Annotated in this window: 14 protein-coding genes; 5 read left to right on the top strand and 9 right to left on the bottom strand. The window is 70.7% G+C overall.

What is annotated here, in order from left to right:
* Positions 1-57 precede the first annotated feature (57 nt).
* Entirely contained in the window at positions 58-1821 is a 1764-nt protein-coding gene (locus tag ACYVNR_RS06570; protein ID WP_461047369.1) for an ABC transporter substrate-binding protein, read from the bottom strand.
* Positions 1822-1924: 103 nt separating this feature from the next.
* The gene (locus tag ACYVNR_RS06565) at positions 1925-2947 is read right to left on the bottom strand and encodes an ABC transporter permease (RefSeq protein WP_461047367.1); all 1023 of its coding nucleotides are present in this window, start codon (positions 2945-2947) and stop codon (positions 1925-1927) included.
* Between the two features lie 263 nt (positions 2948-3210).
* Here ACYVNR_RS06565 and ACYVNR_RS06560 point away from each other — a divergent pair, with 263 nt between their 5' ends.
* Positions 3211-3930 (top strand): DsbA family oxidoreductase, encoded by a 720-nt coding sequence (locus ACYVNR_RS06560; RefSeq protein WP_461047366.1) that lies wholly within the window; start codon positions 3211-3213, stop codon positions 3928-3930.
* A gap of 165 nt (positions 3931-4095) precedes the next feature.
* On the opposite strand, the gene ACYVNR_RS06555 is transcribed toward ACYVNR_RS06560, so the two are convergent.
* The 4 genes from ACYVNR_RS06555 to ACYVNR_RS06540 are packed head-to-tail and all read right to left on the bottom strand — an operon-like array spanning position 4096 to position 8139.
* On the bottom strand, positions 4096-4914 hold the full coding sequence (locus ACYVNR_RS06555) for an ABC transporter permease (RefSeq protein ID WP_045191842.1): 819 nt from the start codon (positions 4912-4914) through the stop codon (positions 4096-4098).
* Positions 4915-4954: 40 nt separating this feature from the next.
* Positions 4955-5767 carry an ABC transporter permease gene (locus ACYVNR_RS06550; protein WP_461047363.1) on the bottom strand — a complete coding sequence of 271 codons (813 nt, stop codon included), beginning with the start codon at positions 5765-5767 and terminating at the stop codon, positions 4955-4957.
* Between the two features lie 27 nt (positions 5768-5794).
* Entirely contained in the window at positions 5795-7012 is a 1218-nt protein-coding gene (locus ACYVNR_RS06545) for an ABC transporter substrate-binding protein (RefSeq protein ID WP_461047361.1), read from the bottom strand.
* A gap of 11 nt (positions 7013-7023) precedes the next feature.
* Complete coding sequence (locus ACYVNR_RS06540; protein WP_461047359.1) at positions 7024-8139, bottom strand: ABC transporter ATP-binding protein; 1116 nt, start codon at positions 8137-8139, stop codon at positions 7024-7026.
* A gap of 119 nt (positions 8140-8258) precedes the next feature.
* On the opposite strand from ACYVNR_RS06540, the gene ACYVNR_RS06535 reads away from it, so the two are divergent.
* The 3 genes from ACYVNR_RS06535 (at position 8259) to ACYVNR_RS06525 (ending at position 10826) form a co-directional block, all read left to right on the top strand.
* Positions 8259-9011, top strand: a complete 753-nt coding sequence (locus tag ACYVNR_RS06535; protein ID WP_461047357.1) for a FadR/GntR family transcriptional regulator — start codon at positions 8259-8261, stop codon at positions 9009-9011.
* A gap of 5 nt (positions 9012-9016) precedes the next feature.
* Positions 9017-9748, top strand: coding sequence for a cache domain-containing protein (locus ACYVNR_RS06530; RefSeq protein ID WP_461047355.1), 732 nt, complete (start codon positions 9017-9019; stop codon positions 9746-9748).
* A 205-nt stretch (positions 9749-9953) separates the two neighbouring features.
* On the top strand, positions 9954-10826 hold the full coding sequence (locus ACYVNR_RS06525) for an alpha/beta fold hydrolase (protein WP_045191846.1): 873 nt from the start codon (positions 9954-9956) through the stop codon (positions 10824-10826).
* A 20-nt stretch (positions 10827-10846) separates the two neighbouring features.
* Here ACYVNR_RS06525 and ACYVNR_RS06520 read toward each other — a convergent pair whose 3' ends face one another.
* Positions 10847-12019, bottom strand: a complete 1173-nt coding sequence (locus ACYVNR_RS06520) for an ROK family protein (RefSeq protein ID WP_461047352.1) — start codon at positions 12017-12019, stop codon at positions 10847-10849.
* A gap of 88 nt (positions 12020-12107) precedes the next feature.
* Between ACYVNR_RS06520 and ACYVNR_RS06515 the strand changes: the two genes are divergently transcribed.
* The gene (locus ACYVNR_RS06515) at positions 12108-13400 is read left to right on the top strand and encodes a DUF1479 domain-containing protein (RefSeq protein WP_461047350.1); all 1293 of its coding nucleotides are present in this window, start codon (positions 12108-12110) and stop codon (positions 13398-13400) included.
* Positions 13401-13457: 57 nt separating this feature from the next.
* On the opposite strand, the gene ACYVNR_RS06510 is transcribed toward ACYVNR_RS06515, so the two are convergent.
* Together ACYVNR_RS06510 and ACYVNR_RS06505 are read right to left on the bottom strand one after the other, a co-directional pair.
* Complete coding sequence (locus tag ACYVNR_RS06510) at positions 13458-13817, bottom strand: ArsC/Spx/MgsR family protein (RefSeq protein WP_461047348.1); 360 nt, start codon at positions 13815-13817, stop codon at positions 13458-13460.
* A 9-nt stretch (positions 13818-13826) separates the two neighbouring features.
* Complete coding sequence (locus ACYVNR_RS06505; protein WP_461047346.1) at positions 13827-14636, bottom strand: DinB family protein; 810 nt, start codon at positions 14634-14636, stop codon at positions 13827-13829.
* Between the last annotated feature and the right edge of the window lie 62 nt (positions 14637-14698).

The raw sequence follows: 14698 nt of genomic DNA, 5'->3' as shown, positions 1-14698 counted from the left end.
GGGGCCCGGGCGGCCCCCACCACGCGTCGTTCGGTTGGTACTACCGCTCGACGAGCGTCACTGCTTGGCTCCGATGGACCCCAGGTCCGGGTAGCCGTTGGTGGCGGCGCTCTGCGCGTAGCCGGTGATGCCCGAGCCGTGCAGGTAGTAGAACTTCGTCACGGACAGCGGGATGTACGCCGTGTCCTTGCCGAGCTGCACGTCCGCCTGCTGGTAGATCGAGTTGGCCTCGTCGACGGTCGCGGCGTTGCGAGCCTGGCCGAACAGCTTGTTGACCGTGTCGCTCGCGTAGTTGCCGTAGTCCTGACCGTTCGACTTCGGGTTCGTACCGACCCCGTTGAGGACGGAGTCGAAGAGCGGCGCCGTCACCGTCGCGGCAGAGGGCCAGTCGGCACCCCAGCCGCCCCAGTACACGTCGGACTTCTGGTTCGGGTTCTGGATCACGTCGTAGTACGTGTCGGTCAGCGGGTCGAGCGTCACGGAGAAGCCCGCCTTGTCCCAGCCCTGCTTGAGGGCAGCCGCCGCGTTGTCCGTCGCCGGCGTGCCGCCGCTGTAGGTGTACTTGATCTTGACCGGGACCGGGACGCCGGCCTCGTCGAGGAGCTTCTTGGCCGCGGCGGCGTCACCTGCGTCGGGAGCCGTGAACGCCGGGTTGGGCTGGTAGCCCGGGAGCTCCGGGTTGACGATCGACTTCGCCGGCGTAGCAGCCTTGTCGCCACCGAGGGCGGTGATGTACGCCGTCTTGTCCGTCGCCATCGCGAGCGCCTGGCGAACCTTGGGGTTCTTCATGACGTCCGAGTTGAAGTTCGGCAGCAGGTAGTCGGTGAACGGCGAGTTCGTCAGCGTCGAACGCGACTTGACGGTCGGGTTCGAGTCGACCTGCGAGTACATCGATCCGGGGATCGCGCGGTCGGTCACGGCGAACTTGTCGTCACCCGAGTCGGCGATGAGACGCTGGTTGATGATCTCGTTGGTGAGACCCTCGGTGATGACGATCTTGTCGGGGAGCGCCTTGCGACCGGTCTGGTCCGTCTTCGGGTCGTAGTTCGTGTTGCGCACGAACGTGCCACCCTTGCCCTTCTGCCACGTGCCCTGGAGCATGTAGGGCCCAGTGCTGAAGATGGCGTAGTTGGACTGGTCGCCCTTGTCCTGGTCGGCCCGGTAGGGCGAGAAGGAGCGCAGCGAGGCGATCGCGAGCGGGAAGTCGGCCCACGGCTTGTTGAAGTGGTACGTGATCGTCTTGCCCTCACACGTCACGGCCTTGTCGAAGTCGGCCTGGCCGGCCTTCTTGTAGGGGCCGTTGTAGACCGGCAGACCGTCCTTGTTGGGGACGTCGAGGTAGCCGAGCGCGTAGTTCGGGCCACCCGTGATGACATCGGTCGCGAACCCGCGCGAGAACCCGTACTTGAGGTCCTCACACGTGATGTCCTTGCCGTCCTGCCACTTCACGCCGTCCTTGAGCGTGAACTTCCAGACCTTGCCGCCCTCGCTGGCCTGCCCGGTGTCGGTGGCAAGGTCCGCCACCGGTTTGGTGGCCTCCTCGCCCTGCTTGCCGACTGGGAAGGACACGAGGTCGCGGTAGAACAGTCGGCTCTCGTTCGCAAGATCGCGACCGATGTAGGTGCGCTGCGGGTCGAGGTGCTCGGCGGGCCGCTTCGTGAGCCAGAAGACGGTGCCGCCCTTCGAGCCGGCGGCAGCCGACCCCGTGGACCCGTTGCCCGAGCCACCGGTCGTGCCTCCCCCACCTCCGCACGCGGCGACGCTGAGGACCGAGGTCACAGCGAGGACCGCGAGGGCCGTCGTCCTTCTGCTGATGGTCATTCCCTCTCCTTCGTTGAACGCACCGTGGTTACGGCGCTGTAGCCCCCAGACGATCGCCGAGGGAGTTTCGTCAGCCCGGCCCTGCAGGCGCAGTCCGAGCGGGTCACCGATCCGCCTTCGGGTCGAGTGCGTCCCGCAGCCCGTCGCCCATGAGGTTGAACGAGAGCACGAGGATCGCGATCGCGATGGCGGGGAACAGGAAGAACGTGACGTCGGCGGCCGCGTAGTTGACCGAGTAGGTCAGCAGGTTGCCGAGCGTGGGGGTCGGCGGCTTGATGCCGACACCGAGGAAGCTCAGCGCGGCCTCGGCCGAGATGTACGCGGGCATGACGAGGGTCCCGTACACGAGCAGCGGGGCCCAGAGGTTGGGCAGCAGCTCCTTGAAGTAGATGCGCCGGTTCGACGCCCCCAGGCTGCGCGCTGCCTCGATGAACTCGCGCTCGCGCAGCGAGAGCACCTGACCGCGGATGATGCGCGCGATCGTGGGCCACCCGAACAGGCCCAGCACGAGCACGATGTACGCGCCGTTGCTGGGGTTGCCGGCCGGGACGCCCGCCTTGGTGATGATGTCGATGAACATGCCGGAGAGCGCCAGGAGCATCAGGGTGACCGGGAACGACAGCACCATGTCGATGATCCGGCTGATGAAGAAGTCGGTCTTGCCGCCGAGGAGGCCGGACACGAGGCCCATGACGGTCCCGAGCACCACGGTGATGACCGTGGCGCTCAGCGCGACGGTCATCGAGAACGTCATGCCGAGGGCGATGCGGGAAAGCACGTCGCGACCTGTGCCGGGCTCGACGCCCAGCGGGTGCTGCCAGGAGAGCCCGCCGCCGCCGCCGATGGGGAGCCCGCCGCTGTTCCCGTCGATCAGCTCGGGGTGGAAGGTCTCGGGGTCGAGCACGCCGAGGATGGACAGGATCGGCGCGAGGATCGCGAGGACGATCGCCAGGGCCACCACCGCGAGGACCCCCGTGGTGATCTTGTCGCGGCGCAGTCGGGCCCGCGCCAGCTGCCACGGGGTGCGACCCAGGATCTTCGTCTCTTGGGTGTCACCCTCCTCCGTCGCCAGGGTGTCCTGGGCGGTGCCGGCACCGAACTCGACGTCGCGATGGATCTCCGACACGACCTCACACCTCGCTTCTCGTCTGCTCACCGGAGTCACTTGGACATGACAACTGTTGCGAGCGCATCGGCGACTGCGCCTCGTCTCGGGGACGCTAACGCACACTGAACCGCGGCGGAATACTTCTAGAAGCGAAACGCTGAAGTTGGATCCCGGCCGACTCCGAACCGTTACCGTCTCGCAATGTGGAACGCGCCAGGCCACCACCTCGGGGACGAACGGCCGACGGGAAGCACTGAAGCACCTCGATGGTTGAAGGTTCCATGAAGGTCGAGATCTGGTCTGACATCGCGTGCCCGTGGTGCTACATCGGCAAGCGCCGCTTCGAGAAGGCGCTGGCCGCCTTCCCCCACCGCGACGAGGTCGTCGTGCACTGGCGCAGCTACCAGCTCGACCCCACGCTGCCCGAGCACCACGACGGCACCGAGCTCGACTACCTCGTCGACCGCAAGGGTATGTCCCGCGACCAGGTCCGCCGGATGTTCGACCAGGTGACCGCGATCGCCGCCGACGAGGGTCTCGCCTACGACTTCGACTCCGTCGTGGTCGCCAACAGCTTCGCGGGCCACGAGCTGCTTCACCTGGCCAAGGCCCGGGGGGTCGGCGACGCCGTCAAGGACGCCCTGCTGTCGGCCCACTTCGAGCACGGCGAGGACATCGGTGACCGTGACGTGCTCGTGCGCATCGGGGTCGCGGCCGGCCTCGACGCCGACGAGATCGTGCGTGACCTCGATGGCCACCGGTGGCGCAAGGACGTCGTCGCCGACATCACCGCTGCACAGCAGCTCGGCATCCGCGGCGTGCCCTTCTTCGTGCTCGACGCGAAGTACGGAATCTCCGGCGCCCAGCCCACCGAGCTCTTCGCACAGGCGCTCGAGCAGGCGTGGCGGGAGTCGCACCCCGTCGTCATGCTCCAGCCCGTCACGAGTGGGGTCGCTACCGACGCGACCGACGCCGCAGCCTGCGGCCCCGCCGGCTGCTAAGGCCGTACCGGCCCCCTGGACCCGAACCCTGCCGGAGCCCGAACCTGCCGGGAGCACCAGCCGGACGGCATACGGCCCGCCCCACCTGAGCGACACCTCACGAGGGCGGCCCCACATCGGACCCGTGTGCGGTCGTCCTTCACGTGCGCTGCGCGATCGGCCGAGTCAGAGGCGGCTCTCGGCGGCGTCGGCACCTCCGAGCCGCTGGGCGAGCCAGACCGGCACGATCGACAGGACGATGAGCACGACCGCGACGACGTTCACCACCGGCGCCTGGTTGGGCCGGAAGAGGTTGTTGAAGATCCAGATCGGCAGGGTCTGGCTCTCGGGACCGGCGGTGAACGTCGTGACGACGATCTCGTCGAAGCTGAGCGCGAAGGCGAGCAACGCCCCGGCGAGCAGGCTCGAGCGCAGCAGCGGGAACGTGACGCGGCGGAACGTCGTGAACGGCCGCGCGCCGAGGTCGGCCGACGCCTGCTCGAGCGAACCGCCGAGCCGGCGCAGTCTGGCCGTCACGTTGTTGAAGACGATGACGATGCAGAAGGTCGCGTGGCCGACGATGATCGTGAAGAGGCCGGCACCGATGCCGAACACCGGGCTCAGGACGTTCTGGATCACCGACTGCAGGGCGATGCCGGTCACGATGCCGGGCAGCGCGATCGGAAGCACGACGAGGATCGAGATCGCGTGCTTGCCGAAGAAGTCGTAGCGGCTGAGGGCCAGAGCGAGCAGGGTGCCGAGCACCAGCGCGATCGCGGTCGCGCCGAGCCCGGCCTGCACCGAGGTGAGCAGCGCGTCGCGAGGCCCCTGTGCCTGCAAGGCTGCCCGCCACCACTGCGTCGTGAAGCCGGGCGGCGGCCACCCGAAGGTGCGGTCGCTGTTGAACGAGTTGAGCGCCACGACGACGAGCGGCACGTAGACGAAGGCGAGCACGACGGTCGCGAATGCCGTCAGGGCCAGCTTGGGGCCGCGTCCGAGCCTCACCGGCTCCTCCTCGTCGCAGTCACGGTTCGCACCGGAGACCTCACAGGTTGTCGAGCGCGCCCGTGCGCCGCACGGCGAGCAGGTAGAGGACCATGATTACGACCGAGGCGGTGCCGAGCGCGGCCGCGAAGGGCAGGTCGAGCGTGATGTTCTGCAGCACCGCGGTGCCGAGCACCTGGAGCTTGCCTCCGACGATCTGCACGGCGATGTAGTCGCCGAGCGAGAGCGAGAAGGTGAAGACCGATCCCGCTGCGATGGCCGGCAGCAGCGATGGAACCACGATCCTGCGGAAGGTGGTGCCGGCCCTGCCCCCGAGGTCGGCGCTTGCCTCGAGGTGGCTCTCCGGCAACCGCTCGAAGGCGGCATACACGGGCAGCACCATGTAGGGCAGCCAGAGGTAGGTCAGGGTGAGCACCACGGCCGCGAGGCCGTACCCCGGCGTGGCGCCGAAGGTGCTGTCGACGACCCCGCCGGGCTGCACCATGGTGCGCCACGCGTACGCCTTGACGAGGTAGCTGGCCCACAGGGGCACGAGCACCCCGGCCAGCAGCAGGCCACGGAACCGGCGGGGCGCCACCCGGGCCATGAAGAAGGCGAACGGCACCGCGACGAGGACGCACAGCACGGTGACGAGCACGGCGATGAGCAGCGTGCGCCCGATGATGCCGAGGTAGGTCCCGCTGAGCAGCTCGCGGAAGTTCTCGACCGTGAACGTGCGCACGACGAGGTTGGTGAACGGGTCCGTCGTCCAGAAGGCCGTCGCGAAGATGACCGCGAGCGCACCGAGGTAGGCGACGACGAGCCAGAGCATGGGCGGGCCGAGCAGGACTGCCAGGCCTCTGCGTCGTCTCATCGTCGCCTCCCTCGGTGGTGTGGTTCGTCAGCTGTTGCGGATCTCGGTCCAGGCCTTGGTCCACGCGGCGTAGTCCGTGCACTTGACCTCGGTGCGACCGTCGAGGCACGCGCTGATGGGCGTGTTCCAGTAGCGGATCTTGGAGAAGAAGGCCTCGTCCTCGGCGTGGAAGACCTTGCAGTGGTTGGGGTCCGCGGTCTCGGCACAGGCCTTCTTGTTGGCGGGGGCCTCACCGAAGAACTCGGCGATCTGCGCGTTGACCTTCGGGGAGACGAGGTGGTCGACGAGCAGGTAGGCGCACGTCTTGTTCTTCGACTTGGCCGAGACCATCCAGGTGTCGGACCAGCCCGTCGCGCCCTCCTTGGGCAGGACCGCCTCGACGGGTGCCTTCTCGCCCTGGGCGACGTTGGCGATGACCTGCCACGTCGTGCCGATCGTCGAGGTGCCGGTCTTGAAGGCCTGCACCTCCTTGAGGTAGTCGGACCAGTACTCGCTGATGTTGGCCTTCTGCGCCTTGAGCAGGTCGACCGCGGCTGCGAGCTGCTTGTCGTCGAGCGCGTACGGGTCCTTGATGCCGAGCTCGGGCTTGGTCGTCATGAGGTAGAGCGCCGCGTCGGCGATGTAGATCGGCGAGTCGTACGCGGTGACCTTCCCCTTCTGCGCGCCGACCTGGTCGAAGACGGCGCCCCACGAGTCGGGGGCGGGCTTGACCATGTCGGTGCGGTACATCAGCAGGTTGGCGCCGCGGCCGTGCGGGATGCCGTAGGCGACGCCGTTGACGGAGTTCCAGGGCTTCATCTTCAGGGCGTCGAAGATGTCGGCGTAGTTCTTCACGAGCGAGGTGTTGACCGGCTCGACGTCGCCGGCAGCGATGAGGCGGAGGGTCGCGTCACCGGAGGCCGACACGGCGTCGTACTGGCCGGTGCGCATGAGCTGGACGGCCTCGTCGGACGTGCCGAAGGTCTTGATGTTGACGGAGCACCCTGACGTCTTCTCGAAGTCGGTGACCCAGTCGGCCTTCGGGTCGTTGCTGCCGTCCTCGACGTAGCCGGGCCAGGCGAGGACGTTGACCTGGCCCTCGGGGGTGCCGAGCTTGTCGAGCGGCTTGAGGTCGGGCACCTGCATGCCCCCGGGCGCCGCGCTCCCCCCGGGGCTGCTGCTGGGCGTCGAGCTGCCGCACCCGGCGAGGGCGAGGACGGCTACGGCCGCGACGGTCCCGATGAGGGACTTCCTTGACGTGCGCACGCCGATCTCCTTCATGTGGTTGGGAATTGCTGTGGTGAGGTGCCCTGCCCCTGCAGCTCGGGCGTCGGTGCTCCGGGCACGTCGATGACGTGCTCCGACCGCCACCGGAGAGCGACCCGGTCGCCGCGACGCAGCGCGGCGCCGTCGGCCCGGGCTCCGGTGTTCTGCTCGAGGGCCGTGAGCCGGCCCCCCGCGTCGAGGGCCACGACGTAGCGCGTGACCGGTCCCCCGTAGACGACCTCCTCGAGGGAGCCTGCGGCGCTCAGCTGTCCCTCGGCCGCGCGGGCCCCCTCGGCCGGCACGACCGCGAGCTTCTCGGGACGGATCGCGACCGAACCCTCGCGGCCCATGACCGCGCGAGCCGTCTCCCCCGTCAGCAGGTTCGACGTGCCGACGAAGCCGGCGACGAAGGCCGACGCGGGGCTCTCGTAGACCTCACGCGCGGTGCCCACCTGCTCGATGCGACCTGCGCTGAAGACGGCGATGCGGTCGGAGAGGGTGAGCGCCTCCTCCTGGTCGTGGGTGACGAAGAGGAACGTGATGCCGACGTCGCGCTGGATCCCCTTGAGCTCGACCTGCATCTGCTCGCGCAGCTTGAGGTCCAGCGCGCCGAGCGGCTCGTCGAGCAGCAGCACCGTGGGCCGGTTGACGAGCGCCCGCGCGAGGGCGACGCGCTGGCGCTGGCCGCCCGAGAGCTGCGACGGCCGCCGCGACCCGTGGTCGCCGAGGCGCACCTGCTCGAGGGCCTCGGCGACCCGCGAGCGCCGTTCGGCACGTCCGACCTTCTTGACGAGCAGGCCGTACTCGACGTTCTCGGCCACGCTCATGTGCGGGAAAAGGGCGTAGTCCTGGAAGACGGTGTTGACGTCGCGGTCGTAGGGCTGGCGGGTCGTGACGTCGGCGCCGGCGAGCTCGATGGCGCCGGCCGTCGGCTCCTCGAACCCGGCGATCATCCGCAGCACCGTCGTCTTGCCCGACCCGGACGGCCCGAGCATCGAGAAGAACTCCCCCGCGCGCACGTCCAGGTCGACGTCGTCGACGGCGACGACCGGAGGGCTGCCGGAGAACTCCTTGCGCAGCCTGCTCAGCCGGATGGCCGGCACACCGGGCGCCTGGTCGGCCGCCATGGTGCCTCCTCGGGTCGTCGGGGCGTTCGTCGTCGAACGCGCGTGTACCTCTGGACGGAAAACGTATGGGTCCATATGTTTAAGCGCAAGCGATGTGCCCAAACTGTTGCGGAGGCTCCATGGCGGACCGGTCGATGCCCCTGGGGCCGTATGCCGCCGTGTTCGCCCCGCTGCCGGCGGAGGGCCGCGCCGAGGCCGTACGCCGTCGCCTGGGCGAGGCGATCGCGCTCGGACTGCTGCCCGACGGGAGCATGTTGCCCCCCGAGAGCGACCTCGCCGACCGCTTCGGGGTCGCCACCGTGACGGTGCGCGAAGCCCTCGGCACCCTCCGCGACGACGACCTCATCGTCACCCGGCGCGGGCGTGGGGGCGGGTCCTTCGTCAAGGCGCCACAGGACGGAGGCCGGGCGGCCCTGCTCGCGCGACTGGCCCACGTCGGCCTGGGCGAGCTGCGCGACCTCGCCGACCACTACTGCGCGATCAGCGGGCACTGCGCCGCCCTCGCCGCGGAGCGCGCCGACTCCGAGGACGTGGCCCGTCTCCGGCGCCTCGCATCGGCCCGGGCCGAGCGCGACGAGCCCAGCGGCATACCTCGTCTGGAGGGGACCTTCCACCTCGAGCTGGCGGCCATGGCCCAGTCGGCGCGCCTCACCCGGGAGGAGATGGCGCTCCAGCGCGAGATCGGCCCTGTGCTGTGGCTGGCCGACGTCGAGCTCGGGACCGCAGCCGGCCCGGCCCACCTCGCCATCGTCGAGGCAGTGGCCGCCGGTGATCCTGGGACGGCGCGGCAGCGCGCGGAGGATCATGTCAGGCAGCTCTTCGACGCGGTGAAGGCCCTGCACCGCCTCACCCGATCACGGAGGAACGAGTGACGAGCATGACGACCATCACGACCGACACCGACGTGGCCCGATGGGTCTCGGACTTCGGGACCTGGGTCTTCGGCCAGCTCGACGACCTCGCGGACCTGCTCGTCGGCCCGCTCTCGGCAAGGTCGCCGCGTCGCGCCGACCTCGACATCGAGGACCGCTGCCGCGCGATGCTCGCCGACCCCCAGACCCCCGTCGCGGGCGCCGGGGCCGTCATGGCTCCGGGAACGCTCGCGGACGCCGCGTACTGGCTCGAGTGGTGGACCACCGAGTCGCGCGGGGGCACCACGACCATCTCGAAGCTCGCGGCCGAGACCGACCCCCGTGCCGTCGGCTTCCGTGACTACACCGAGCTGCCATGGTACGCAAAGCCGTTCGAGTCCGGGCAGCGTCACGTCACCGGGCCCTACGTCGACTACCTGTGCACCGACCAGTACACCCTGACCTTCACGCAGCCGTTCCTCGTCGACGGCACGTTCGCCGGGGTGGTCGGCGTCGACGTGCTGGTGGCGTGGTTCGAGGAGCGCCTCCTCGAGGTCATGGACACCGTCGACCGCACGTGCGTCCTCGTCAACGCCACCGGCCGGGTCGTCACCTCGTCCGATCCGACCTGGGTGACCGGCGACCTGCTGCGCGGGCTCCCCGTCGGGGCATGGCTGGCCGGCGAGGCCACGCCGCAGGCGGACTGGACCGCGACGGCGTGTACGGACCTGCCGTTCCTCGTGCTGACCGCCCGCTGACCGCCCGCTGACGCGACGGCTGGTGGGGAGCCACCGGCGTACGGCGGCCGAGCGCGGCGCTCGGTCGCGAGCACCGGGTCGTCGAGCGAGCAGCCGGCGCGCACCCAACGGCCGGCGAAGTCCGTGGCCCCGGTCGATTCGGTCATGCGCGCGCGGTTGCGGCGCTAACCTCGAAGCAGGGGTTACGCGGACGCGAGGGGGTGTCGTGAGCGCGCTACAACCGCAGGTGATCTCACTGCACGGGCACGCCCTGTCGTTCGTCGACAGCGGAGCCGGTGAGACGATCCTCTTTGTCCACGGACTGCTCGGGTCGCACACGAGCTGGGGGCACCTCGTCGACCGCCTCGACGACCGGCACCGCGTCGTGGTGCCCGACCTCTTCGGTCACGGCGCCTCGGCCAACACGAACGGCGACTACTCGCTCGCCACGCACGCCGCCACGCTGCGCGACCTCATCGACCGCCTCGGCATCGACCGGGTGACCCTGGTGGGCCACTCGCTCGGCGGCGGCATCTCCCTCGAGTTCTGCTACCTCTTCCCGGAGCGCGTCGAACGGCTCGTGCTCGTCGGCAGCGGGGGGCTCGGGCGGGAGGTCAACCCCGCCCTGCGGGCCGTGACGCTGCCCGGCGCCGAGTGGGTGCTGCCGGCCCTCGCCTCCGGATGGGTGCGCGGTCGGGTGGAGACGATCGGCCGCACGATGGCGCGCGCAGGCTGGCGGGCCAGCCACGACATGCGCGCCGCCTGGGACGGCTTCGCGCGGCTGAGCGACGCCGAGAGCCGCCGGGCCTTCCTCACGACGACGCGCGCCGTCATGGACACCCGCGGCCAGACGGTGACGGCTCGCGAGTACCTGCCCGACCTCGCGGGGCTGCCCGTGCTCGTCATCTGGGGCACGGACGACATGGTCATCCCGTCCCGGCACGCCGCACGGGCCGAGGAGGCGATCCCCGGGTGCCGCGTCGAGCTCTTCGAGGGCGCCGGTCACTTCCCCCACCTGGACGACCCCGAGCGGTTCGCCGACCTGCTGCGCGACTTCATCGCGACGACCGGGCCCGACATGACGGAGACCGCGAGCTGACGGCGGCCGTCGGCGCGGCGCTAGCGGGCGACCGGGTCGCGAGCGCTGTCGACGATGACGTCGCGCAGCCGCTCGAGGGCGGCGGACCTCGCGCCCGCGAGCTGCGGCCGCGGGCCGACGTTGGCTGCGACCAGGTGCACGGGTCGCGGTAGCCCGGCGGCCTGACGGGACAGCTCGGCGACGAAGGCCGCGTGACGGCCCCACGTCCCGCCCACGACGACCATCTCCGGGTCGGCGAGCGCGACGGCCGCGGACAGCACGCCGCACACGGCCGTGGCGAGCGCGGCCAGAGTCACGCCGTCTGCGGCCCGCACCGCCTCGACCTCGATCGCGGTGGACCCCTCGCGGCGCAGGCCCAACCGGGCGAACACCTCGGTCAGCGGCATGGCCCGGCCGTCGGGCCCGGTCGTGACGACGTGCGCGATCTCGCCGGCAAGGCCTGCGTGGCCGCGCCGCACCGCGCCATCCGTGACGACGGCGCACCCGAGCCCTTCGTCGAGGTAGAGGTAGACGAAGTCGTCCGACGGGCCGGCAGCACCAGCGGCACCGGCTGCACCTGTAGCACTGACCGCCCTGCCAACCTCGCCCGCCTGCTCGGCCCTCGCCGCCCAGTTGACGTCGTTGTCGACGAGAACCGGCCCGTCGACCACCCCGCGGAGCAACGACGCGGGGTCGAGGTCGCCGACGAGAAAGGGCGAGTCGGGCAGGTGGACGAGCCTGCCGGACGCGCGGTCGACGGGGTCTGCGGCGCTGACGGCAGCCGCGCGCACGCGAAGCGTCCCGGCCTCGCGAGCCACCGCGGCCACCGCCTCCACCACCCCTCGGGCGGCGCCGCCGGCGTCGGTGCCGCGGTCGAGGGGCACCTCGGCCGCGGCGGCCACGCGGCCGAGGGCGTCGACCGTCTCCGCGACGACGCCCTGGGGCGTGATGCTGACGACGAGTGCGAGCCCGCAGGCGGGCGAGAGGGAGTAGTAGGTGCCAGCCCTGCCGCGACCGTGGCTGCGCTCCCCCGTGTCGACGACGGCTCCGGCCTGCTCGAGCCGGCGGAATGCCTCGGAGATCGTCGGCTTGGAGATGCCGGTCAGCGCCGCCACCTCGGCCCGGGTCAGTCTCGGGCGACCCATCAGGGCCCGCAGCACGTGCTCGTCGGTGAGCGACCTCAGCAGCTCGAGGCTGGGCTTCGCGGAAGACATGGACACATCCTAGTTAGGACTCTTGCCCAAACATCTGAGGCGCGCTACCGTTTACTTCGTAAGGAGTCCTCACCAAAGGAAGCGCGCCATGACCGCAGCCCCCGCCACCCCGTCCGTCGCCGCCCTGCCGCACTGGGAGACGACGCCTGACGACCTCCCCCGAGCCGTCCGTGAGGTCAAGCAGGCCCTCCGGGCGCGCATCGAGGCGTCCGGCCGTAGCATCGAGGAGGTCTTCGCGGTCGTCGAGCGGCAGATCGCCGAGCGTGTCGCCGAGATCCGCGCCGCGAAGGAGAGTGGCGAGGAGGTCTGGCCCGTCATCGACTACGCCGACATCGCCGACGGCACGGTGGCCCCCGACCGGCTGGCGGCGCTCCGGCGGCGCGGGTGCCTCGTCGTGCGCGGCCACTTCCCGCGCGAGCAGGCGCTCGCCTGGGACGCCGGCATCGTCGCCTACGTCGAGGGCAACGGGTTCTTCGACAGCTACCGCGGCCCGGGCGACGACTTCTTCGGCAGCGTCGGCTCCAAGCCCGAGATCTACCCCATCTACTGGTCCCCCGCGCAGATGGAGGCCCGCCAGAGCGAGCGCATGGCGACCGTGCAGTCCTTCCTCAACAGCCAGTGGAAGCACGAGTCCGAGGGCACGACCTGGTTCGACCCCGACCGCGACTCGCTCTACCCCGACCGCATCCGCCGCCGTCCGCCGGGCGCCGACTCCGACGGCCTCGGCGCCCACTGCGACCCGGGCACGCTCGACCTCTGGATGACCCAGGCCTACCAGCAGGCCTTCCGGCACCTCTTCGACGGCACCGTCGAGGACTACGACCCGTGGGATGCCGCGCACCGCACCGCCGGCCCGCAGTACCCCGGCACCACGATGTGCTCCGCCTTCCGCACCTTCCAGGGCTGGACCGCCCTGTCCGACATGGCGCACGACCAGGGCGTGCTGCACACCGTGCCGATCCCGGAGGCGATGGCCTACCTGATGCTCCGCCCCCTGCTCGCCGACGTCCCCGACGACGAGATGTGCGGCGTCAGCACCAACCAGGTCTTCCCCGCCAGCGAGAAGTGGCACCCGCTGCTGCTCGAGGCGCTGAGCGGCATCCCGGACGTCCGGGCGGGCGACTCGGTGTGGTGGCACTGCGACATGATCCACAGCGTCGCACCGGTCCGCGACCAGCAGGGCTGGGGCAACGTCATGTACGTCCCCGCCGCCCCGTGGTGCGAGCGCAACGAGCGGTATGCCGCCGACGTCCGCGAGGCGTTCCTCAGCGGTTCCAGCCCCAGCGACTTCCCGGAGGAGCACTACGAGCGCAGGTGGCCCGACCGGTTCACGCCCGAGCAGCTCAACGCCACCGGCCGCATGGGGCTCGGTCTCGGCTGACCGGCCCCCGCCCCCGGAGCCCGCGCCTCTCCCCGGCGCGGCCTCCGGGCCGACAGGTCATTCGGCCAGGAAGGCCGCGACGCGCTCCTTCGGCCGTCCGATGATCGCCCGGTCGCCCCGCACCAGGACCGGACGCTGCATGAGCCGCGGGTGCTCGGCCAGCACCGCGACGACCTGCTCGCGCGTCGCGACGTCGGCGTCGGTCAGTCCGAGCTCGGCGAAGTGGGAGTCACGTCGCACGAGGTCGCCCGGCGCGTCCTCCAGCTTGTCGAGCAACGCCCCGAGGGCCGTGGCGTCGAGCGGGTCGCGAAGGTAGTCCACGACCTCGGCCTGCAGGTGGGCCTCCTCGATGCGCTCCACCGCGGCTCGCGAGGTGGAGCACCGGTTGTTGTGCATGATCGTCAGGTCGTCGGTCATGCGCCGACCCTAGTGCGCTGCGCCCGGGTCCGAGGCTGCGGCCAGCACGTCGAGGTCACGAACCGCGTAACGGTGGTGCTCCCACTCCTCCTCGAGGATCGTGTGCAGGCACGACAGGACGGTCTCGTCGACCTCGGGAGCGTGCGGGTTGCGTCGTGGCACGGCGAGCCCGGCAGCCGAGATGCCCCCCAGGTGCTCTCGCACCATCGCCTGGCGTCCGGCCCGGGCCTCGAGGATCTCCGAGTGGGTCGGCGTGCGGTCCGTGAACGCCGACGCGTCGTGGGCCTGCGTCTCACCGTCGTCGTTGGGCAGCCCCAGCGGATGGAAGGGCTGGTCGAGGCCCAGGACGGCCCGACCGAGCCACGTGTCGGTGGCCGTGACCAGGTGCCTCAGGGTCTGCGCCAGCGACCACTCGCCGTCCACAGAGGAGTCGACGGCGCCCGGAGCCATCGCCGTCGCACGCGCGAGCGTGGCCTCCCACGCAGCCTCCACCGCCGCCCAGGCGTCACGCAGGCCGGCGGGACTCGTCGCCGACCGCAGCTCGCGGCCGGGGAAGCGACGGTTCAGCTCCGCGTCGACGAGGGGGACGACGTCCACGCCGTTGACGAGCAGGCGGGCGCCGCCCTCCATCAGCCACGGCGAGTCCACCTCCATGCCCGCGACCTCGCTGCCCCGCACGACGACCCCGCTCAGGTCGCACCCGACGAAACGCGTGCCGCGCAGGTTCCGGTCGCGCACCAGCCGTGCGCCGCGGCCCTCCTGCCCTCCCAGCCCGTCACGTCCGCCCGTGTCTGCGTCCTCGACCCGCCCGTCGTCCATGGGGAGACCATGGCACGGCCCGCCGACACGGCATACGCGGGCGACCCCCCGAACGGCGACCG

The organism is Terrabacter koreensis, assembly GCF_054783315.1.
The sequence above is the reverse complement of the archived record's forward strand: the minus strand, read 5'-3'. Positions and strand labels throughout refer to the sequence as shown.